We start from the raw sequence: 18,374 nt of genomic DNA, 5'->3' as shown, positions 1-18,374 counted from the left end.
CGACCGAGATCGAGGCGGACGCCCTTGACATCCAGCCGCTATCTGTAGCGGCCCCTCAATCGCTGGATTTGCCGTCTCCCGCGACGCTGCAAGACCTTTCCCCATTTCCCTGGATCTTCAACCAGGATGGCTGCGGTTTTCGAAGTGCGATCCACCGCCGGTTCGAGCAAGAGCATCTTTCGCTGCGAATAGGCATAGAGGCTCTGAGCTCGGACCTTCGCCTGTCACTCGTCGCGCGCGGGCTGGGAATTACGCTGGCGACAAGAGCTGCCATTGAAAGTAGCCCGCTGCGCGACGCCCTCCAGATCGTTCCTGTGCGGGACTTCGAACCGAGAGTCCGGGCCTGGATCGTTCGCCGGCCGCTGGTGGGTAGACTTGTGAGACCTATCGAGTGCCTCACGAGCGCGCTGGAAGCGGCAATTGATGCATAAGGAGACGAAAGAAAATGCCTCTTTCGATCTATCAACTGTCGATTCCAGCTTTTCTTCGTGGGTTGGCGATCGCCGGTGAATACTGCCACAAGGCATCGGCGTTCTGTACCGAACGCGGAATATCTCCTTCGACGCTTATCGATGCACGATTGGCGCCGGACATGCTTCCGTTTGCAGGCCAGATTCAGCGGATCAGCGACACGTCGAAGCGACCGGCGGCGCGGCTGGCCGCTATCGAGCCGCCAGCGTACGAGGATACGGAAAGGACATTTCCGGAGCTCCAAGCAAGAATCGAGAAGACATGCGGGTTCTTGAGATCGATAAGTCCAGAACAATTCGATAGCGCGCCATCACGCCTGATCGAGTCCAGGCTCCCGTCGGGGGGCGTGGAGCACCTGCCTGCCGAGACATATTTGCTGACACGCGCGCTTCCGAACTTTTACTTTCATCTCGTTACAGTTACAGCGCACGACATCCTGCGGCACATGGGCGTGTCGGTCGGGAAGCGAGATTATCTTTACCTGCCTGGCGAAGTTGGCAGCTCAAAGAAACCTGCATGACCTCTGACCGATCGTAACGTGCGCACCAACGTAAACGTGCTCATGATTCAAATTCCGGCAGAGTCTCGGCGAACCAGCGCATTCCGGCCACGACTCGCAATGAACAGATCGCGTCCCGATTAAAACGCGGCATCAAATGTCGCGATCAATACGAATGCGCCCATGGCAGTGACGGTTGGAGCGGTTTCAAAAAAGTGAGCAATATTGCTCACTAATCACCCCCTATGGCGGACGAGTTACGCCCCGAATGCTTTATTCACCATTGGGGCTAGGATTAGATATCATGATTAAGCAGAATAGGTTTGGTTCCCATCAGGGGCCAACGTGCCTGGCGTGCACTCAGACGATGTACGTCACCCGCCGGACGCCGCATCCGTCCTACGGCGTCATATACGAGCTACAAACCTTCAAATGCAGAATATGCGGAGACGAGATCCAGCGGAGTGCTGATCAATGGGGGCTCCCGCATGCGAACGATGCCGTGTTGGCCCAAAAATCGAACTAATCGCTTTCCACAATATCCCGATATGCTGTCACGGTGTCGAAGCATTCGCACGATAGCCGGTGCAGCGCTTTCACATCGACTATTTCCAGTAGACCGCGAGAGTAGCGGATAATATTCGCCTCCTGCATGGCATGAGCTTCAAGAGAAACCGCATTGCGCTTGAGACCCAGCATTTCCGCCAGGACCTCCTGCGTCACGGCAAGTTTGCCGTCGTCAGACAGCTTGTGAAGGCGCATCAGTCGTCGTGCTAACCGCGCCTCCGCATCGTGGACAGCGTTGCAAGCGACCGACTGGTCGGCCATCGCCTGTTGAAAAGCCTCATGCTTGGCCAATAGCGCACGAAGAGCCGCACTGCGGTCAATGCCTGCGTAAAGGCTCCGATAGTCGATTGTGGACGACATCCCAGCAAGACGGACCACGGCAGAAGTGAACGATGGTCGCTCTCCCGCGCCTAGGGCTGCTCCCAGAGCACCCTCGCGACCGGTAATGCGGGTCTCGATGACACTTCCATCACTGAGGGTTACGCAAGAGGCGATTACCCCACTATGCGGGAAGTGGGCCTTTTTAGGGATCTCCCCGCACCTTACCAGCACCGATCCATGAGGCATATCAATCGTTTGAAGATGTGGTCGCAATAGTTCGAAATCGGCAAAGGGCAATGCCGCCAAAAGCATATTCGGAGATCGCAGAGCCGACGCCATGCTCGCCTCCCGGAGATTGCGGCAGCATGATAGCGCACGCAATCGAAGGCAACTCGTAAAAATGGCAGTTGCTATTCACGCACGGTGCATAACCCGGCATTACCCCTCCGCTGAGGTCAGGGGCGGCCTTTTGTAGAACGAAGACCCAACCAGGTCGCGCGAGTGGACTGGGGGCATGTTCTTCATAATGCACTCCAGAGGGCAGACAGGCGCTCCTTCGCACTCTTAAACCGCTCCCTCCGCGCGTGCCCTCAGCTTGAGCCGCAGGGCTAGAGATTGTGCCTCGGCCTGAGACTAGTTTGGCAATTACGAGCCGCAGGAGTTCGGATGGGGAAGCCCGCCAAGAGTGCATTTGATGCCCAGGCCTTTTTGGCCAAAGTGGGCGAAGGCAAAAACATCCTTCAATTCAAAAAAGGTCAGAACGTCTTTATGCAAGGCGACCGCGCCGACACCGTGTTTTACATCCAGAAAGGCAGGATTAAACTCACGGTCCTATCCGATCAAGGCAAGGAAGCCGCGGTCGGTATACTGGGACCCGGCCAGTTTTTCGGTGAAGGTTGCTTGAATGGCCAAAAGCAGCGCATCGCCACGACGACGGCAATCGAAAATTGCGTCATCACAGCGATTACCAAGACTGCGATGATCGCCACGCTTCATGACCAGCCGCAATTTTCCGAGATGTTCATGGCCTATCTTCTGACCCGCAACAGGCGGATCGAGGAAGACCTGATCGACCAATTGTTTAATTCAAGCGAGAGGCGGCTTGCGCGTCTGCTGTTGCTACTCGCCAATTTCGGGAAGGAAGGCGGCCCCCAGCCGATCAATCCAACCATTGGTCAGGAAACACTGGCCGATATGATTGGCACCACCCGATCCCGGGTCAGCTTTTTCATGAACAAGTTTCGCAAACTTGGGCTCATCGACTACAACGGACACATTGAGGTTCACAATTCGCTGTTGAGCGCAGTCTTGCATGAAAAGCCCCAGCTAAAGCAGGACGCGTAGATACGACGGCTCTCCTCGCTTTGGCTTAAAAAACCTTGTGGAATTGAGCAAATTTGAGCAGCGGCCGATATTGAGGGAGATAACGTCTGTTATCACCGAGCGGCGCATTCGGCATTTACCGGTGACAGAGAGTGTTGTGCTCCCGCCCTTGTAAGGGAGCGGCGGAATGCCGGTATATCAGAGTATTCCCGAGCTTGACTTGTCTGAGAGATATCATCTGAAAGCGGTCGGCTGTGAGCGACAGGCCGAACACGCCTCCGACCTGACGACCGAACGGGAATGGCGAGAACTGGCGGCGCAGTGGCATGCGATGGCGGATCATGCCGCCACGATGTCAGACGAGGCTTAGCGGCCAAACTGGTCCGTTGTCGGTGGCCAATCTTTTTATTTTTTGAACAACTGACCAATTTTGCACAGCGAATCAAATTTCGAAGATTCATGATGGGCCATCACCGCTCGAACCATCCTATCAGCGACCCGTTCCCCGCGTTAAACGCCAAGGGAATCATCATGCCAAACATCCGCATCTCGCTTGTTTCCAGCCTCGTTCTGATTGAGCACTCGCTTTGCCCAAAGTGCGGCGGGCAAATGTTGCTGTCCGGTATGGTCCGCACGTTTGAGTGCATAGCGTGCGTCGAAGAGATTGCGACACGGACACGTATGATGCGCTGGATCAATTCCAGCGGATTACGACCGCCAAGGTAACTACTTGTAGCGATCAGGAATACACACCGCCGAATTGCCTGACATGGAACGCGTCATCCACAGGGGTCAAAAAAACTTGTGGCGATGAGCAATTTTGTACAGTGCAACGTGAGCTGTTTAGCTCAAATCGGTTTTTTCAAACATGGGAGGGCCTAATGCACACCAAACTCGTTCTTGCTTCCGCGCTGCGCGAAGCCGGCTTGCCGCTCATGGCTTTGAGAGCCGCAGAGGGCTATTATCACGACTACTTATCTCCGCTTGCGATGCCCGAAAAAACACTGTGCGACGAGTTGACGATCATCGGCACCTCTGCCGCTCTCGCGCTTTGCGAGCGCGTGAAGCAAGGGGACTATGACGCCAGCGACGAAGAACAGGAAGAATGGGCGAAAAGCCCTGACGGCCTTGCTGCAATGCAGGCGTGTGCGGAGAAACTCGACAGGAAGAGAGCTTAGGGAAAACAGGCGGCAGCGGCTGTCTGCGGTATTATACACGCGGCGAGCTTTCGGGACCCTCAGGGTTGATCACGGAGAAAGCTCGTATTCTGACGATTTGCTGCCCACGCTTCATTCGCTTGCTCGGTCAATTGCTTCGAGTTGAGCAATATTGAGCAGCTTTCCGACGGCAATGGGTCTAAGCCCGATCACCACCGCCCCGATTGACGGCGATTGGCGCGGCTTTTGTGCCAGAAGGTTCGGGATGAAAACACCAACGGAGAGAAAACTTGACGCTCAAGCTTTTTTGGAAAAAATGGGCGCAGGCAAGGCTGCCCTTACATTAGCAAAGGATGACACCGTGTTCGTGCAAGGCGACGCTGCCGAAACGGTATATTACATCCAAAAAGGCAAGATAAAGGTCACGGTCTTATCGGATCAGCACAAGGAAGCGGTCGTCGGCATTTTGGGGCCGGGCCAGTTCTTTGGCGAAGGTTGCATGAATGGCCATCGGCAGCGCATCTCGACCACAACGGCGATGGACGACTGCGTCGTCACGTCAATTACGAAACAGGCGATGAAAGACGAACTTTATAACCAGCCTGCTTTTTCCGAGTTGTTCGTGGCATTTCTTCTGACCCGGAATAGCCGGATCGAGGAAGATTTGATCGACCAGCTTTTCAATTCGAGTGAACGTCGGCTTGCCCGCATGCTTTTGCTGCTCGCAAACTTTGGTAAAGACGATAGATCTCAGCAGATCAGTCCGAACATCAGTCAGGAAACATTGGCGGATATGATTGGCACCACCAGATCGCGCGTCAGCTTCTTCATGAACAAGTTTCGTAAACTCGGCTTGATCACTTACAACGGGCACATTGAAGTGAACAACGCGCTATTGGACGCTGTCTTGCGTGACAAGCCTGAGTTAAAACAGGACGAGTAGAACGCGATCGATTTGTCGACCCTTAGGGTGGGGCTTTCGGAGGCGGTTTCGAAAACTTGTATCGCTCGATCGGCATACGTTCAGTGCCCACCACCCGCAGCCGCTCCACCTTTCGGTTTTCCCGTGAGCAGGATGGCGATGCCGGAAATCACCAGCACGACGCCGACCACCGCAAAGGCGTCGCTGAAGCCCATCACCAGCGCCTGCCGCTTGACGGCGTTGCCAAGCGCAATGATCGCCTGCTGATGCGCGGTCGCCGGATCGCTCACGCCGTGGGCGAGAAAGAAGTTGGTCATCTGATCGATTCGCGCGCGGACTTCCTCACGGCCCAGATGGACCGACTGGCCGATGATGTTGGAGTGGAACTGCTCGCGCTTGGTCACGATGGTGGAGAGCAGGGCGGTACCGATGGCGCCGCCGAGGTTACGCATCATGTTGGAGATGCCCGAAGCTGCCGCCGCATCCTGCGGCGCCACGCTGCCGAGCGAGATCGCGCTGAGAGGTGCAAGCGTCAACGCCTGGCCGATCGCTCGGATGATGTTGGGCACGAACAGCTGGTCGCCGGAATAATCGAGCGACATCTCGATGTTCATGAAGGCGCTCAGTGCAAACAGAGCCAGGCCCGCAAACGCGATGTAACGAATGTCGAAGCGCTGCATCAGCTTCGGTACCAGCGGGATCAGCAGAAGTTGCGGCAGGCCGGTCCAGGCCAGCACGGTGCCGATCTGCTCGGCGTTGTAACCCTGCACCTGGCCGAGATAGGCCGGCAGCAGATAGACCGTACCGAACAGGGCGAAGCCGAGAAAGACGGCGGAAATGGTGCCGAATCCGAAGCTGCGCTGGGTCAGCAGGCGCAAGCGCACCAGCGGCTTCTCGACGACGAGCTCATTGACGATGAACAACGCAAGACTAACTGCGGCGACAACGGCGAGCTTCACGATGAAGGGCGAGCCGAACCAGTCGTCCTTGTTGCCTTCCTCGAGCACCGCCTGCAACGAGGCCAGCCCAACCGCCATGGTGACAATGCCGAACCAGTCACCTTCGGCGAGAAGGCCGAGCTGCATCGGCTGGCGTTCCAGCGTGAAATAGAGCGTCGCCACCATGACGATGGTCGGGATCACGTTGACGAAGAAGATGGTCTGCCAGCCGTAATTTTCTGTGAGGTAGCCGCCGATGGTCGGGCCGATCGCCGGCGCAAAGGTCACGGCGAGAGCGAACATCGCCAGTCCGATCGACTGTTGGGGTTTCGGCAGTTTGGTGAAGACCAGCGTGAAGGCCATCGGAATCAGCACGCCGCCGAAAAAGCCCTGGAAGCCGCGCATCGCGATCATCGAGGGCAGATCATGGGTGAACGCACAGGCGACCGAGAAGACCGCAAACAGCGTCGCAAAGGACAGGATCACGTTGCGGTAGGAAAACATCCGGCTGAGATAGTCGGTCAGCGGGATCACCACGATCTCGCCGATCAGGTAAGACGTCGAGATCCAGGATCCATTGTCGACGCCGGTTCCGATGCCGCCCTCGATATTGAGCAGCGAGGCATTGGTGATCTGAATGTTCAGGATCGCCATGAAGGCGCCGATCATGGCGGCCGTCACGGAAATCCAGACCGTCGCGCTGGCGCGGTCGGCAGCCGCCGGCGTCATAGGGGCGCGGCGGGGAGGAGAGGAGGTCGCGAGTGCAAGGTCTGACATGACATCACCTTTGGTCTCTGTGTAGGCGCCGTCTCTTCGTCTCTCCCGGGGTTACTTCTGCAACCCAAGCAGCGCCACGCTGGAATGCGTGCCGAGAGGCGGTGCACTCACCGACACCGGTTCATGCTTTTGCGTTTGAATGGTCGGGATCACCGACATGCCCGGGCGAAGCTCGACGCTCGATGCGTCCAGCATGATCTTGACCGGAATGCGCTGCACCACCTTGGTGAAGTTGCCGGTGGCGTTGTCCGGCGGCAGCAGCGCGAACTCCTGGCCGCTGGCGGGCGCGAGGCTGTCGACATGGCCGTGCACGGGTTTGCCCGGGAACATGTCGACGTCGATGTCGACGGGCTGACCGGCCTGCACGTTCGTGAGCTGCGTCTCCTTGAAGTTCGCGATCACATAGGCGCCGCTGGCGGGCACCACCGACATCAATTGCGTCCCGGCTTGCACATATTGGCCGGCGCGGAGCGTCCGGTTTCCGACGACGCCATCGATCGGCGCGATGATCGTGGCATAGGAGAGGTTGAGTTCAGCCTGGTGCTGCAAGGCATTGGCGCGCGCGGCCGCCGCAACGGATTGCGCGATCTCCGCCTTGAGCAATTCAACCTGCTTTAAGGCCGAGGCGAGATTTGCCTTGTCGCGTTCGATTGCGGCCAGCGCGCCGGCATTGCGCGACTGGGCAGACTGCGCATTCTGCACGCTGCCGTAGCCGGTGGCGGCCAGATCCGTATAACGCTTGTTCTCTTGCGTGGTGAAGGTCGAGGACGCGGTGTCGACGTCCAGCGTCGCCTTGGCCGCGTTGATAACGGCTTGCTGCACATCGAGTTGGGCCTGCTTGCTGGCGATAGCGGCTTCTGCTGCGGCGACGTCGGCCTTGGCCTGGTCGAGCGCTACTTTGAAATCGCGGTCGTCGATTCGCGCCAGCACCTGGCCACCCCTGACGCGCTCGTTGTCGCCCACCAGCACTTCATGGAGATAGCCGGAGACCTTCGGAGCGACGGTGGTGTTGTCGGCCTTTATGTAAGCGTCGTCGGTCGAAACCAGGAAGCGACCGGTCGTCCAATAGTCCCAGCCATACCAGGATGCGCCGGCCAGCACCGCGACAGCGGCACCAGTCAATAAAAGCCGGCGAAATCCACCGTTCTTGGCGGCTTTTGCCACGGGTTGACTGGCTTCCACTGCCGGCGAAGGCGAGGGGTCCAGTTTTTGTATGGTGTCGGCCGGAAGCGCCTGTTCGGCCTCGAAATCGGTGGAATGACGGGTCATGGCGGTCCTCTTTGGCTTAACCCCTTGCCGTAACAGCAGAATTCATTTCCACGGCGGTCAAGGGTAATTAGGAAACTTGACATTTTCCAAAATACGCCGCATATTAGGATTGTCAATGGGATGATAGTCATCATTCAAATGCATGGCTCGCGATGACCAAGACGACCACCGAAGTTGAGCGGCAAGATCCTTGCGCCGAAGTGCGGCGCGGCCGTGGGCGGCCGCAGGCGCGATGCGACGATGAAACGCGCGCCGTTATCTTCGACGCAGCGCGGCACGAATTTGCCGCGAGCGGCTATGCCGCAACCAATATGGAGAGTGTGGCGCGCCGGGCCGGCGTTTCCACCAAGACGCTCTACCGGCTGATCCCCAACAAGGCGGCCTTGTTCGAGGCCATGATCACCGATCGCATCGATACCTTTGCCTCGGTCGTCCGGCTAAAGGCGTGCGACGACAGGGGCATCGAGGCGGCGTTGCGCGAGGCGCTGATCGTTTGCGGCGAACTTATTTTGGATAACGACGTGATCACGCTTCAGCGCGTGATACTGGGTGATAGCGAGAAATTTCCGGAGATCGCGGAGACCTTCTATCACAAGGCGATCCGGCGGACCGAGCACACGCTTGCCAACTGGTTGCAGGCGCAGAGCGAGCGCGGCCTGATCAAGGTCGACGATGCGGAAACCGCCGCCGGTATGTTGCTCGGCATGTTGGTTTTCCAGCCGCAGCGCGCGGTGCTGTTTGGCCATGCGCCGATCCCGTCCCGTGAAGAGCTGGAGCGGCGTGCGGAAACGGTCGCTGAATTATTCCTGCGCGGTTGCAACGCCCACTGTGCGCGGCAACACTCACATCGCAACGCCGGCCGCAGCTAATTGCTGGCGCTTCGATGGGCTCAATGCCTCCTGCCATTGCGCTTCGGCTCCGGGCGCCGGCAACACGCGTCCGAACTCGACCATCTGCTCCGGCGGAAGGTCCTGGACATAAACCCAGATGTCCTCGGCGCCGACGCCGGAAATTTCTCGTACCTTCAGTGTGATTTGCTGGATCAAGCCGGTCTTTGTCGTGGCGCTACGGCCGGCCCGTATCAGGCCGTGAATAAAGATATGCGGCGTAGAGTTGGGCTTGCCGCCGATATAATGTTTTCGCTCCGGCAGCGTGACGAACAACACCTGCGCGAAGAAGCCCGGTGCGCCCGTATTCTGGTGATGCGCCTCGGTGATGGCCGCCGCAATCTCACTTTCCTGCGCTGAGGTCAGCACGACGTTCGCGGTCGTAACGGTGTAGGTCGGCATCATTCCCTCCTTTGTTTCCGGCTTCTTGCTTATCTTTTAACGTTTCCGGGCTGGATTGGCTGAAGCATGGGCCGGCGGCGTTTCGGCCGCGCTGACGAGCCGCCAAGTCAATAACGTGGAGACCAGCATGAACAAAGCGGCGGCCAGAAACAGCCACCGATATCCGCTGGCGAAACTGGCCTCAGCGATGCTGTGGATGGCGGCAGCGTCATGGCCTGCCAACGTGCCTCCAGCCAACTGACCTGCGGTGATGTCTTGCACCAGCCGCAGCGAGTCTAAGCCGCTAACCTCGGGCAAAGCGTGTCTGACCGCCTCTGTAACGCCGCCGTACAGCACGGCGCCGAGCGCCGCGATACCGATCACCAGACCGGAGAAGCGCACCGTTCCGGAGACGCCGGACGCCATGCCGGAGCGTTCCTTTGGAATGACAGTCATCCCGACCTTGGTGGTCTCGCCGTTGAGGAGGCCCGCGCCGATCCCCGTCAGCAACATGCCGCCGATCATTGGACCGTATGCGAGTTCACGCACAACGGCTGCGAACCAGAAAAGACCGAGACACACAAGGAACAGGCCGAGGGTTAGTAGCGCGCGCCCGGACCAGCGATAGGCAAGATAGCTCGCCACCATGCGCGGCACGATAAAGAGCGGTATCACCATCGGCAGCATCATCAGACCCGCGATCGCGGAGGGGTGACCCAGGCCATTCTGCAGGAAAATCGGAATGAAGGTGAGCATGGTCAAAAGGCCGGCCGAAAAGGAAAGCTGCGCCAGATTGGCGCCGAGATAGGTGGGTTTGCGAAAGTACGACAGATCCAGCATCGGCCGCGTCTGCTTCCGCTCAACGATGATGAACAGCCCAAACAGAACCACAGCACTTGCCAGCTCAGTGACGATCCAGCGATCGCTCCAGCCGCGATGATTGCCTTCGATCAAAGCGAGTGTCGTCAGGAACAGGGCGCCGGCGAAGCAGGCGACGCCGGGCAGGTCGAGCCGCACCGCGCCGGGATCCTTCGAGGATTCGATCACCCTCATGATCAACGCGATCAAGGCAATGCCGATCGGGAGATTGACATAGAAGGCCCACTCCCAGCCAAGGCCTTGCGTGATCAGCCCCCCGACAACCGGACCGCATGCGATGCCGATCCCGACCACTGAGCCCCAAAAAGCAAAAGCTCGCGCGCGGGCTTCCCCCTGGAAAGCATGCGACAGCGTGGCAAGCGCGGAGGAGAGCTGCATCGCGGCGCCCGCGCCCTGGAGCGCCCGTGCCGCGATCAATACCGTTAGATTCGGCGCCGCGCCGCATACGAAAGACGCGAAGGTGAACACCGACAACCCGGTGATGAGCAGTCGCTTGCGCCCAAAGCGATCCGCCAGCGCGCCCGCCGGCATCAGCAGCGAGGCAAAGCTGAGCATATAGGCGGTGATGACCCACTCGATGCCGGCGAAGCTTGCGTTCAACGAATGGGCGATCGAAGGCAACGAGACGGAGACGATGTTGGCATCGAGCTGAAGCATGAAGGACGGCGCCGAGGTGCAGATCAGCACCAACAGCGCCTGACGTTTTGCCGAAGCTGCAACCTCGACCGGGTCGACTGCGATGTGCATGCGACGCTCACCATCACGTCGCGTATTGCGCGATGCCGTTACCGAATGACCAGTTCTCTTTCTTGACCTCGACGAGGTCGATGAGGACGTCTTCGGTTCGCAGGCCGATGGCGGCCTTCAGGCCGTCGGCGATGGCTTTGAATAGCGCTTTCTTCTGCTCGACCGTACGGCCTTCGTTCCATGTGATCTGGATCATCACGAGGTCGTCGCTGCGATGAATGCCGAGATAGTCGGCGTCGAACAGAAAATTATCGGCGTCGTGCTCGTTGATGACCTGAAAGCGGTCCTTCTGCGGCACGCCGACGCTGACCAGCGCCTCGTAGACGACGCGGCCGATTTCCCGGCGATAGGCGGCGTCCTTGCCTTTGCGAAGGTCGATGCGAGCGAACGGCATGGTCAGTTCTCCTAGAGTTATCAGCATAGTCTTGCAATTATCGGAAATATCTGCATATGCTGATATCAAGAGTCAAGGGGGCACTGGAGAGAACGATGGCAGGAAGGAAAGGGGCTGCGGACGCGATCAACGCCAGCCGTTGTAACTGCACCGCCTTGCGCAAGGCGACGCGCCGGATCTCGCAGCTCTATGACACGGCGCTGGCGCCAAGCGGCCTCAAGACCACGCAGCGCGCGATCCTCGCCCAACTCGGCCGGTCAGAACCGGTCACAGTCGGTCAATTGGCCGAGGCGTTGGTGATGGACGCCGGCGCGTTGGCGCATACGCTCAAGCCGCTGGAGCGCGAGCGTCTCGTCGCTGTCACGGTTGATCCGGGCGACAGGCGAAACCGGTTGATCAAGTTAACCCGGCAGGGCCGCGCCAGGCTCGCCGAGAGCGATGCGCTCTGGGCAAAGGCCCAGAGAGGCTTTGAGGTCGCCTTCGGGCGCGTTGAATCGGAAGCGCTGCGCCAGGCGCTGCAATTGCTGGTTTCAGAACGATTTAACTCGACCTTTGAAGAAGCTTTGTCAGCATAGCCACACGCTCACGACAGATCTTTCGTGGCCAGCCAGCGCGTTATTGCCAGTTTCGCGGGCCTTGCTCTCAGGTCGGATTTTCGGGGTGAAGTCCTGTTTCCGGTTCGATTCCTGGGAAAACCGGCGCCGGAAAGCGATTGAGCGGAAAGTCTTTAGCCTTCCTTTACGGAGGGCGTGTATCTGAAATTATTAAGGTAATTCAGTGCTTTTCGGTCCGGGCGCCGCAAAGGCTTGCTGCACAGGAGCAATCTACTTATAGTTGTTATTTGAAATAATACTCGTAAGAGGTATCTTGGCGGCGCGGGTGAACGCCCGTTGGGAGATACTGATCGCATGTCTTCATTGAGGCTTCTCGCCGACGATTTGACTGGTGCGCTCGATACGTCGGCCGAACTGGTCGGCAAGTTCGGCCCGTTGGAAGTGTGCTGGTCCATCTCATCGATCGCGCCGGCCCAGCCGAGTTTTTCGATCGATAGCGGCACGCGGGAACGCGCAGCCGACGATGCCTTCGCCATCGTGCAAAAGCTCGCGCCGCGGCTTGCCGGCGCCGCCACCGCCTACAAGAAGATCGATAGCCTGCTTCGCGGCCATTGGGCAGCAGAACTGGATGCCTGTTGGCAAACCGGGTTTTGGGATGCCTGCATCCTTGCGCCGGCCTTTGCCTATCAGGGCAGGCGTACGCTCGACGGCCAGCAATATGCACGCGGTGCGGATGGAAGGTGGAGTGCGGTCGGCAAAAGTCTCGTCGAACAGCTTCACGACCGAAAGCTCGATGCCCGGCGAACCCGGCCCGCGGACGGTCTTCGGCCCGGGATCAATGTCTTTGACGGCGAAACCGACAATGATCTGGATTGGGTCGTGAAGGCCGGTCAAACTTATTCCGGGCGGGTGTTGTGGTGCGGCAGCGGCGGACTTGCGAGCGCACTTGCGCGCGGAGCCGATGTCTGGGTCTCCGATAAACTAAAGAGCCCGGTACTCGGCGTGTTCGGGTCCGATCATCGCACGACGGCTCTGCAACTCGACGCGTGCGGCGCCGTCGTTATACCGAGCGGCGATGTCGAGCGTGATATCAATCGGATCAAGCAAGCCCTGGACAAGGGTGTTGCCTTCGTCAGACTGGAAGCGCCGGATGCGCATTCGCGCGACGGCGTCGCGCAGCATTTCTCGCGCGAGATTTTGCGGTTGAGCCGATTGATCGATCCGCCGGGCAGCCTCGTGGTTGCCGGTGGTGAAACCGTCAAGGCTCAGATGATCGCCGTCGAGGCGCGGGCGCTGAGACCTCTGGGGCGGTTGGAGCCCGGCATTCCCAAATCGGTGATTGAAGGCGGCGATTGGTCAGGCGTTGAAGTGGTCTCGAAATCCGGGGCCTTTGGCTCGGTAGACGTGTGGGCCAAGCTTTTGAAACAAAATGGCTTGATCTAGGGGGCCAGATTCGGCATTCGCTGGATACGCTTGCCTCTCTGGGATAAGAAAAATAAATGACCAAACGACATCTGGCGATCACGATGGGCGATCCCGCCGGCATCGGCCCTGAGATCATCGTCAAGTCCGGCGTCAGGCTGCGCGATCGTCTGGCCAGCGGCGACCTCAAGCTTCTGATTATCGGGAGCCGGCGTGCCTTCGATCAGGCCTATCGCCAGATCGGGGCCGATCTCGATGTGCCACAAGTCGCTGCCGACGCCGCCGATTGGCCGAATCTAGGTTTTTTGCAGGCCGATACCGAGAGCGACCATCTTGCGCCGGGCGTGTTATCCGCAGACGGCGGACGTTTTGCCTACAAGGCTGTCGAGCAGGGGGTCCGTCTTTCGCTGTCGGGACGGGTCGGCGGCATCGTGACCGCGCCGCTCAACAAGGAAGCCTTGAACAAGGCCGGCTATCATTATCCCGGCCACACCGAGATGCTTGCGGAACTGACCGGCGTTCGCGGCTCGGTGATGCTGCTTGCCCACGGCAACATGCGCGTCAGCCATGTCTCGACCCATGTCGCGCTTGCGGACGTTCCGGCGCGATTGACGCCGCAGCGTTTGCGCCTCGTCATCGACCTCACGAACAAGGCGCTGCTCGGTCTCGGGTTCGCGCGGCCGAAAATCGCGGTGGCTGCACTCAACCCGCATGCGGGCGAGGGCGGTTTGTTCGGCCGTCAGGACATCGACGTCTCTCAGCCGACCATCGAGAAGGCGGTCGCCGACGGGCTTGACGTGGTTGGCCCGGTCCCCGGCGATACCGTGTTCGTCAAGCTGCGCGCGGGCCAATACGACGCGGTGGTGGCGATGTATCACGACCAGGGCCACATCCCGGTCAAACTGCTCGGATTCGAAATCGATCCGAAAACCGGCAAGTGGCAGGAGCTTTCCGGCGTCAACATCACGCTCGGCCTGCCGATCATCCGCACCTCCGTCGATCACGGCACCGCCTTCGACATTGCCGGCAAGGGCATTGCCAACGAGCGCAGCATGATCGAAGCGATCGAATATGCCGAGCGTCTGGCCGGCAACGCCTAAAGCAACTCGCCGGCGGCAGCCAGTTGCCGTCAGGTCGCGATCGGTTCAAGCCGCGCGGCCTTGGGGGGCTCTTCACCGCCGACCCGTTCGATCGGGCCCATGACAAACAAGAACAGCAGGGCGGCCACGATGCAATGCGCGCCGACGAAGTAGAGCCCGGCGCCGTAATTGCCGTCCGTCATCGCCACGATGTAGCCGAACACAATCGGTGTCACGATGCCGGCGATGTTGCCGATGCAGTTAAAGATGGAGCCGGCCAAGCCGACCGCTTCCTTCGGCGCGGTGTCGGTCACCACGGCCCAGGTACCGGAACCGGCGGCGAGGCCCTTGGCGAAGTAGGCGAACGACATCAGTGCGACAATCAAGATGTTGCTGTCGGAGAGCGCGGCGAAGATCAGACTGGAAGCCGCAAACATGCCGACAATGTAGGGCGTCTTGCGTGCAAAAGTGACCGACCAGCCGCGCTTGATCAGCCAGTCGGAAATCCAGCCGCCCGAAATGCCGCCAGCGAAGCCGAACAATGCCGGCGCAACGGTGGCGAAGCCGGCGGACATGATGTCCATGTGACGCGCCTGCACCAGATAGATCGGGAACCAGGTGATGAAGAAGTAGCTGAGTGCAATCGTGGCATACTGGCCGAGATAGACGCACCACAGCATGCGGCTGGTCAGCAGTGTCCGCACGACTGCGCCGGAGACGTGAGGCTTCGTCCGCAGTTCCTCGCTGTCATCGATGTCCACCAGCGCACCGCCGGCGATGATGTAGTCCAGCTCTGCCTGCGACATCATGGGGTGGCGGCGCGGCTCATGCATGAACCAGACCCAGACGAACGCAGCGGCGAAACCGATCGCGCCCAGCACGAAGAAAGGCCAAGGCCAGCCGAAGCTCGACACCAGCCAGCCGGCGAGCGGCGAGAAGATGCCCACCGCGAAATAGGAGGCCGAAGCGAACAGCGAGGTGACCCGGCCACGCTCAAGCTTGGGAAACCACATGACGGCGATGCGGGCGTTGGCCGGAAAGCTCGGCGCCTCGATGAAACCAAGGATGAAGCGCAGCGCGAACAGAAGCGCAACGACCCCGGCGACGCCGCTGGCGAACTTCCCGACAAAGCCGAGCAGGAATGTCGCAAGAGACCAGATAACCAATGTAACGCCGTAGACACGCTTGGTCCCGAGTCGATCGAGAAGCAGCCCACCCGGAACCTGGCCGATGACATAGGCCCAACTAAACGCCGACAACACAAACCCGAGCTGGACCGTGGTCAGGCCAAACTCGTCCTTGATGCCGGACGCCGAGATCGAAAGGATCGACCGGTCGGCATAGGCCACAGTCGACAGAAGCAAGATCAGCGCGCAGATCCAGACACGAACATGCGTTCTCTCGCCTGCAGTGGTTCGAGGCTGCGCGGTTTCCATGAATATCGTTGTATCCGACTGCTTGCGATCAAGCTATCAATTCGCTCAATCGACGCAAGCGCGCTGCCCGCGGGCGAATGCGGCCCGGGATGCTCGGCACGCGCGGAAGGTTTCGAGCGTGATGCGGTGGATCGCATTGAAACGCCGTGCCACCACGCCTCCAGGGCACGCTTATTACATGCCAGTTTCACGGTCATGCCTTGGGCGATTGATCCACTCGGCAAAATGGCGGCTTGAGACCGCGATCACCGCAGGCAGGTCCGCATCGATCGCGCGCTCGATCAAATAGATCAGGCCCTTGCCGTCCCGTTCCCGCTTTCCAAACCGGTTGACGATGACGATGTCAGCGCCTGCCTCGAGTGCGCTGGCGATCCTGAGGCCCGCATGGTGAAGCCGGTCGACGTCCAGGTGGCAACCTTTGGCGTTGGGGTCGAAATCCTGTGCGAGATTTAGCTTTTCGCCGTCGTGAAGAAATACAGCCGAGAAGCTCAAGTCGGCGCATTGACCGGTCTGCACCATGCCGACAGCCCGGTAGCCATGCGCGTTCAGGTTTGCCGCGAAATCGCGCAGGATCGCATCGGGATCCTGATCCGCCTCATAGACAAGGGCTGCGATATCACATTCAGCGTCGAACATGACGTACCTCTTGTTCTCGCCTCTTCCTCTCGTGACGACGGGATCGCAGCGGCGGGCTGCGATCCCGTTTTTTGGCGCTCAGGCGCTGGCGCCTGGACCGTTGATGATCTGGAGTTGGGTGAACTCCGCTAACCCTTCCTCGGCAAACTCGGTGCCGATGCCCGACTGTTTGGCGCCGCCGAACGGAATATGCGGGGCCATATCCAGATGCTTGTTGATCCAGACCGTGCCGGCCTCGATCTGGCTCGCAACGTCGTGGGCGCGCTTGGTGTCGGACGACCAGACCGAAGCACCGAGGTCGTAGGTCGTGGCGTTGGCGCGGCGGATCACATCGTCCTTTTCGGAGTATTTGATGACGGGCAGTACCGGCCCGAACTGCTCTTCATCGACCAGCCGCGAACCTTCCTTGATGTCTCGTACGATCGTCGGCTCGATGAAGTAGCCGGGGCGATCCATGGCCGAGCCGCCGGCAATGACATTGCCGTTCTTGCGGGCATCTTCCAGGAAGACTTTCACCTTCTCGTACTGCATCTTGTTCTGCAGCGGTCCGAGTTTGGTGCCCTGCTTGGAGCCGTCGTCGACCACGGTGTTCTTGGCAATCGCGACCAGCTCGTTGCAGATTTCGTCGTACACGGACTCATGCACATAGAGCCGCTTGATGGCGAGACAGACCTGGCCGGAGTTCTGGAACGCGCCTTCGAAGATGCCGGGCGCGACTTTCTTCGGGTCGACGTCGTCGAGCACGATGCCGGCGTCGTTGCCGCCGAGTTCAAGCGTAATCCGCTTCAGCGTCTGTGCGGCGCTCGCCATCACCTTCTGGCCTGTGGCGGATGATCCCGTGAACGAGATCTTGCGGATATCCGGGTGCTTGGTCATGTGGTCGCCGAGGTCGTTGGTATCGGTGATCACGTTGAGCACGCCTTTCGGCAGCACGTCCTTGACGAGTTCGGCAAAACGCAGCGTCGATAGCGGCGTGGTCGGCGCGGGCTTGACCACCAGCGTATTGCCGGCCAGCAAAGCCGACGGAAGCTTGAAGCTCAGGATCAGGAGAGGGTAGTTCCACGGGATGATGGCGCCGACGACGCCGAGCGGACGGCGATAGGCTTCGACCTTGCGGTCGCCGGAGTCCTCAATCACCCGCATCGGCAGGTCGAGCGAGGCGAGGTAGCGGAAGAAAGCCGCCATGCCCAACACTTCCCCGGTTGCATCCGCCAGCGGCTTGCCTTGCTCGCTGGTGAGCAGTCGCGCGAGTTCACCGGAATTGGCCTCGATCACATCGGCCATCTTGGTCACAAGCTTGCGGCGCTCCTCGATCGGGGTCGCGGCCCAGGCGGGAAAAGCGGCTTTCGCGGCCGCCTTGTCCAGCTGTTCCTTGGACGCGCGCGGGCACTGGGTCAGCACTTCTTCCGTCGCAGGATTGAGCACTGGCATCTTGAGATCGCCAGGAACCATCTTGCCGTCGATGAGAAGGTTGAAATCACTCATTGGCTTTGCTCTCCCTCGGATTGTGGCCTGTTTCAGGCCTCGTTATATCCGAGTATATATCACGAAACCGGACGAGAGGCCATTGCTTCGGCGCAAGGGGGCGCCATCACGTCGGAGCCGACGTGTTCATTGATATATAAAGAGAACCGGGTGGAGATTTCGCTAGTGGAGTGGATTTGACATTCGCTGCCCATCGAGCCGCAGGTTCGCACAACGAATTTCAAATCCGA

19 protein-coding genes are annotated in these 18,374 nt (G+C 59.4%); 10 read left to right on the top strand and 9 right to left on the bottom strand.

Going from position 1 to position 18,374, the window contains the following annotated elements:
• Both ABSE61_RS03370 and ABSE61_RS03365 read left to right on the top strand, forming a co-directional pair.
• Nucleotides 1-431, top strand: a 431-nt coding sequence (locus ABSE61_RS03370; protein WP_423869645.1) for a substrate-binding domain-containing protein, incomplete at its 5' end; no start/stop codon positions are given.
• 14 nt (nt 432-445) lie between these two features.
• Complete coding sequence (locus ABSE61_RS03365) at nt 446-991, top strand: DUF1993 domain-containing protein (protein ID WP_423869644.1); 546 nt, start codon at nt 446-448, stop codon at nt 989-991.
• A gap of 501 nt (nt 992-1,492) precedes the next feature.
• Here ABSE61_RS03365 and ABSE61_RS03360 read toward each other — a convergent pair.
• A complete protein-coding gene (locus tag ABSE61_RS03360) occupies nt 1,493-2,197 on the bottom strand; it encodes a Crp/Fnr family transcriptional regulator (RefSeq protein ID WP_423869643.1) in 705 nt (234 codons plus the stop codon).
• 327 nt (nt 2,198-2,524) lie between these two features.
• Between ABSE61_RS03360 and ABSE61_RS03355 the strand changes: the two genes are divergently transcribed.
• From ABSE61_RS03355 to ABSE61_RS03340, 4 genes are all read left to right on the top strand, one after another.
• A complete protein-coding gene (locus ABSE61_RS03355) occupies nt 2,525-3,202 on the top strand; it encodes a Crp/Fnr family transcriptional regulator (RefSeq protein WP_423869642.1) in 678 nt (225 codons plus the stop codon).
• Between the two features lie 166 nt (nt 3,203-3,368).
• Nucleotides 3,369-3,551 (top strand): hypothetical protein, encoded by a 183-nt coding sequence (locus ABSE61_RS03350; RefSeq protein WP_423869641.1) that lies wholly within the window; start codon nt 3,369-3,371, stop codon nt 3,549-3,551.
• Nucleotides 3,552-4,062: 511 nt separating this feature from the next.
• A complete protein-coding gene (locus tag ABSE61_RS03345) occupies nt 4,063-4,359 on the top strand; it encodes a hypothetical protein (RefSeq protein ID WP_423869640.1) in 297 nt (98 codons plus the stop codon).
• Between the two features lie 244 nt (nt 4,360-4,603).
• Nucleotides 4,604-5,281, top strand: a complete 678-nt coding sequence (locus ABSE61_RS03340; protein ID WP_423869661.1) for a Crp/Fnr family transcriptional regulator — start codon at nt 4,604-4,606, stop codon at nt 5,279-5,281.
• 80 nt (nt 5,282-5,361) lie between these two features.
• On the opposite strand, the gene ABSE61_RS03335 is transcribed toward ABSE61_RS03340, so the two are convergent.
• Together ABSE61_RS03335 and ABSE61_RS03330 are read right to left on the bottom strand one after the other, a co-directional pair.
• Nucleotides 5,362-6,927, bottom strand: coding sequence for a DHA2 family efflux MFS transporter permease subunit (locus ABSE61_RS03335; protein WP_423869660.1), 1,566 nt, complete (start codon nt 6,925-6,927; stop codon nt 5,362-5,364).
• A gap of 99 nt (nt 6,928-7,026) precedes the next feature.
• The gene (locus ABSE61_RS03330; protein ID WP_423869639.1) at nt 7,027-8,244 is read right to left on the bottom strand and encodes an HlyD family secretion protein; all 1,218 of its coding nucleotides are present in this window, start codon (nt 8,242-8,244) and stop codon (nt 7,027-7,029) included.
• 152 nt (nt 8,245-8,396) lie between these two features.
• Here ABSE61_RS03330 and ABSE61_RS03325 point away from each other — a divergent pair, with 152 nt between their 5' ends.
• Entirely contained in the window at nt 8,397-9,113 is a 717-nt protein-coding gene (locus tag ABSE61_RS03325) for a TetR/AcrR family transcriptional regulator (protein ID WP_423869638.1), read from the top strand.
• Here ABSE61_RS03325 and ABSE61_RS03320 read toward each other — a convergent pair.
• Genes ABSE61_RS03320 through ABSE61_RS03310 form a run of 3 tightly spaced genes read right to left on the bottom strand, consistent with a single transcriptional unit; the run spans nt 9,087 to nt 11,532 of the window.
• A complete protein-coding gene (locus ABSE61_RS03320; protein ID WP_423869637.1) occupies nt 9,087-9,536 on the bottom strand; it encodes a tautomerase family protein in 450 nt (149 codons plus the stop codon). The two genes, ABSE61_RS03325 and ABSE61_RS03320, sit on opposite strands and share 27 nt — an antisense overlap.
• Nucleotides 9,537-9,569: 33 nt before the next feature.
• Nucleotides 9,570-11,138: an MFS transporter gene (locus ABSE61_RS03315; RefSeq protein ID WP_423869636.1), complete on the bottom strand. Its 1,569-nt coding sequence runs from the start codon at nt 11,136-11,138 to the stop codon at nt 9,570-9,572.
• A gap of 13 nt (nt 11,139-11,151) precedes the next feature.
• Nucleotides 11,152-11,532, bottom strand: a complete 381-nt coding sequence (locus tag ABSE61_RS03310; protein WP_423869635.1) for a tautomerase family protein — start codon at nt 11,530-11,532, stop codon at nt 11,152-11,154.
• A 95-nt stretch (nt 11,533-11,627) separates the two neighbouring features.
• Between ABSE61_RS03310 and ABSE61_RS03305 the strand changes: the two genes are divergently transcribed.
• From ABSE61_RS03305 to pdxA, 3 genes are all read left to right on the top strand, one after another.
• Nucleotides 11,628-12,107, top strand: coding sequence for a MarR family winged helix-turn-helix transcriptional regulator (locus tag ABSE61_RS03305; RefSeq protein ID WP_423869634.1), 480 nt, complete (start codon nt 11,628-11,630; stop codon nt 12,105-12,107).
• Nucleotides 12,108-12,440: 333 nt separating this feature from the next.
• A complete protein-coding gene (locus tag ABSE61_RS03300) occupies nt 12,441-13,529 on the top strand; it encodes a four-carbon acid sugar kinase family protein (protein ID WP_423869633.1) in 1,089 nt (362 codons plus the stop codon).
• Between the two features lie 56 nt (nt 13,530-13,585).
• Complete coding sequence (gene pdxA / locus ABSE61_RS03295) at nt 13,586-14,608, top strand: 4-hydroxythreonine-4-phosphate dehydrogenase PdxA (protein WP_423869632.1); 1,023 nt, start codon at nt 13,586-13,588, stop codon at nt 14,606-14,608.
• Between the two features lie 29 nt (nt 14,609-14,637).
• On the opposite strand, the gene ABSE61_RS03290 is transcribed toward pdxA, so the two are convergent.
• From ABSE61_RS03290 to ABSE61_RS03280, 3 genes are all read right to left on the bottom strand, one after another.
• Nucleotides 14,638-16,023, bottom strand: a complete 1,386-nt coding sequence (locus ABSE61_RS03290; RefSeq protein WP_423869631.1) for an MFS transporter — start codon at nt 16,021-16,023, stop codon at nt 14,638-14,640.
• A gap of 174 nt (nt 16,024-16,197) precedes the next feature.
• Complete coding sequence (locus tag ABSE61_RS03285) at nt 16,198-16,659, bottom strand: DUF2478 domain-containing protein (RefSeq protein WP_423869630.1); 462 nt, start codon at nt 16,657-16,659, stop codon at nt 16,198-16,200.
• Nucleotides 16,660-16,737: 78 nt separating this feature from the next.
• Complete coding sequence (locus ABSE61_RS03280) at nt 16,738-18,144, bottom strand: aldehyde dehydrogenase family protein (protein WP_423869629.1); 1,407 nt, start codon at nt 18,142-18,144, stop codon at nt 16,738-16,740.
• Nucleotides 18,145-18,374: the final 230 nt, after the last annotated feature.

Source organism: Bradyrhizobium sp. (genome assembly GCF_049519115.1).
Lineage (GTDB): Bacteria > Pseudomonadota > Alphaproteobacteria > Rhizobiales > Xanthobacteraceae > Bradyrhizobium.
Note: the sequence above shows the minus strand (reverse complement) of the source record. Positions and strands in the feature narration are given on the sequence as shown.

Excerpts from the sequence above, each read along its gene's own strand:
- ABSE61_RS03365 (WP_423869644.1), top strand. The coding sequence starts at position 446 with ATGCCTCTTTCGATCTATCAACTGTCGATTCCAGCTTTTCTTCGTGGG.
- ABSE61_RS03360 (WP_423869643.1), bottom strand. The coding sequence starts at position 2,197 with ATGGCGTCGGCTCTGCGATCTCCGAATATGCTTTTGGCGGCATTGCCC.
- ABSE61_RS03355 (WP_423869642.1), top strand. The coding sequence starts at position 2,525 with ATGGGGAAGCCCGCCAAGAGTGCATTTGATGCCCAGGCCTTTTTGGCC.
- ABSE61_RS03350 (WP_423869641.1), top strand. The coding sequence starts at position 3,369 with ATGCCGGTATATCAGAGTATTCCCGAGCTTGACTTGTCTGAGAGATAT.
- ABSE61_RS03345 (WP_423869640.1), top strand. The coding sequence starts at position 4,063 with ATGCACACCAAACTCGTTCTTGCTTCCGCGCTGCGCGAAGCCGGCTTG.
- ABSE61_RS03340 (WP_423869661.1), top strand. The coding sequence starts at position 4,604 with ATGAAAACACCAACGGAGAGAAAACTTGACGCTCAAGCTTTTTTGGAA.
- ABSE61_RS03335 (WP_423869660.1), bottom strand. The coding sequence starts at position 6,927 with ATGACGCCGGCGGCTGCCGACCGCGCCAGCGCGACGGTCTGGATTTCC.
- ABSE61_RS03330 (WP_423869639.1), bottom strand. The coding sequence starts at position 8,244 with ATGACCCGTCATTCCACCGATTTCGAGGCCGAACAGGCGCTTCCGGCC.
- ABSE61_RS03325 (WP_423869638.1), top strand. The coding sequence starts at position 8,397 with ATGACCAAGACGACCACCGAAGTTGAGCGGCAAGATCCTTGCGCCGAA.
- ABSE61_RS03320 (WP_423869637.1), bottom strand. The coding sequence starts at position 9,536 with ATGATGCCGACCTACACCGTTACGACCGCGAACGTCGTGCTGACCTCA.
- ABSE61_RS03315 (WP_423869636.1), bottom strand. The coding sequence starts at position 11,138 with ATGCACATCGCAGTCGACCCGGTCGAGGTTGCAGCTTCGGCAAAACGT.
- ABSE61_RS03310 (WP_423869635.1), bottom strand. The coding sequence starts at position 11,532 with ATGCCGTTCGCTCGCATCGACCTTCGCAAAGGCAAGGACGCCGCCTAT.
- ABSE61_RS03305 (WP_423869634.1), top strand. The coding sequence starts at position 11,628 with ATGGCAGGAAGGAAAGGGGCTGCGGACGCGATCAACGCCAGCCGTTGT.
- ABSE61_RS03300 (WP_423869633.1), top strand. The coding sequence starts at position 12,441 with ATGTCTTCATTGAGGCTTCTCGCCGACGATTTGACTGGTGCGCTCGAT.
- pdxA (WP_423869632.1), top strand. The coding sequence starts at position 13,586 with ATGACCAAACGACATCTGGCGATCACGATGGGCGATCCCGCCGGCATC.
- ABSE61_RS03290 (WP_423869631.1), bottom strand. The coding sequence starts at position 16,023 with ATGGAAACCGCGCAGCCTCGAACCACTGCAGGCGAGAGAACGCATGTT.
- ABSE61_RS03285 (WP_423869630.1), bottom strand. The coding sequence starts at position 16,659 with ATGTTCGACGCTGAATGTGATATCGCAGCCCTTGTCTATGAGGCGGAT.
- ABSE61_RS03280 (WP_423869629.1), bottom strand. The coding sequence starts at position 18,144 with ATGAGTGATTTCAACCTTCTCATCGACGGCAAGATGGTTCCTGGCGAT.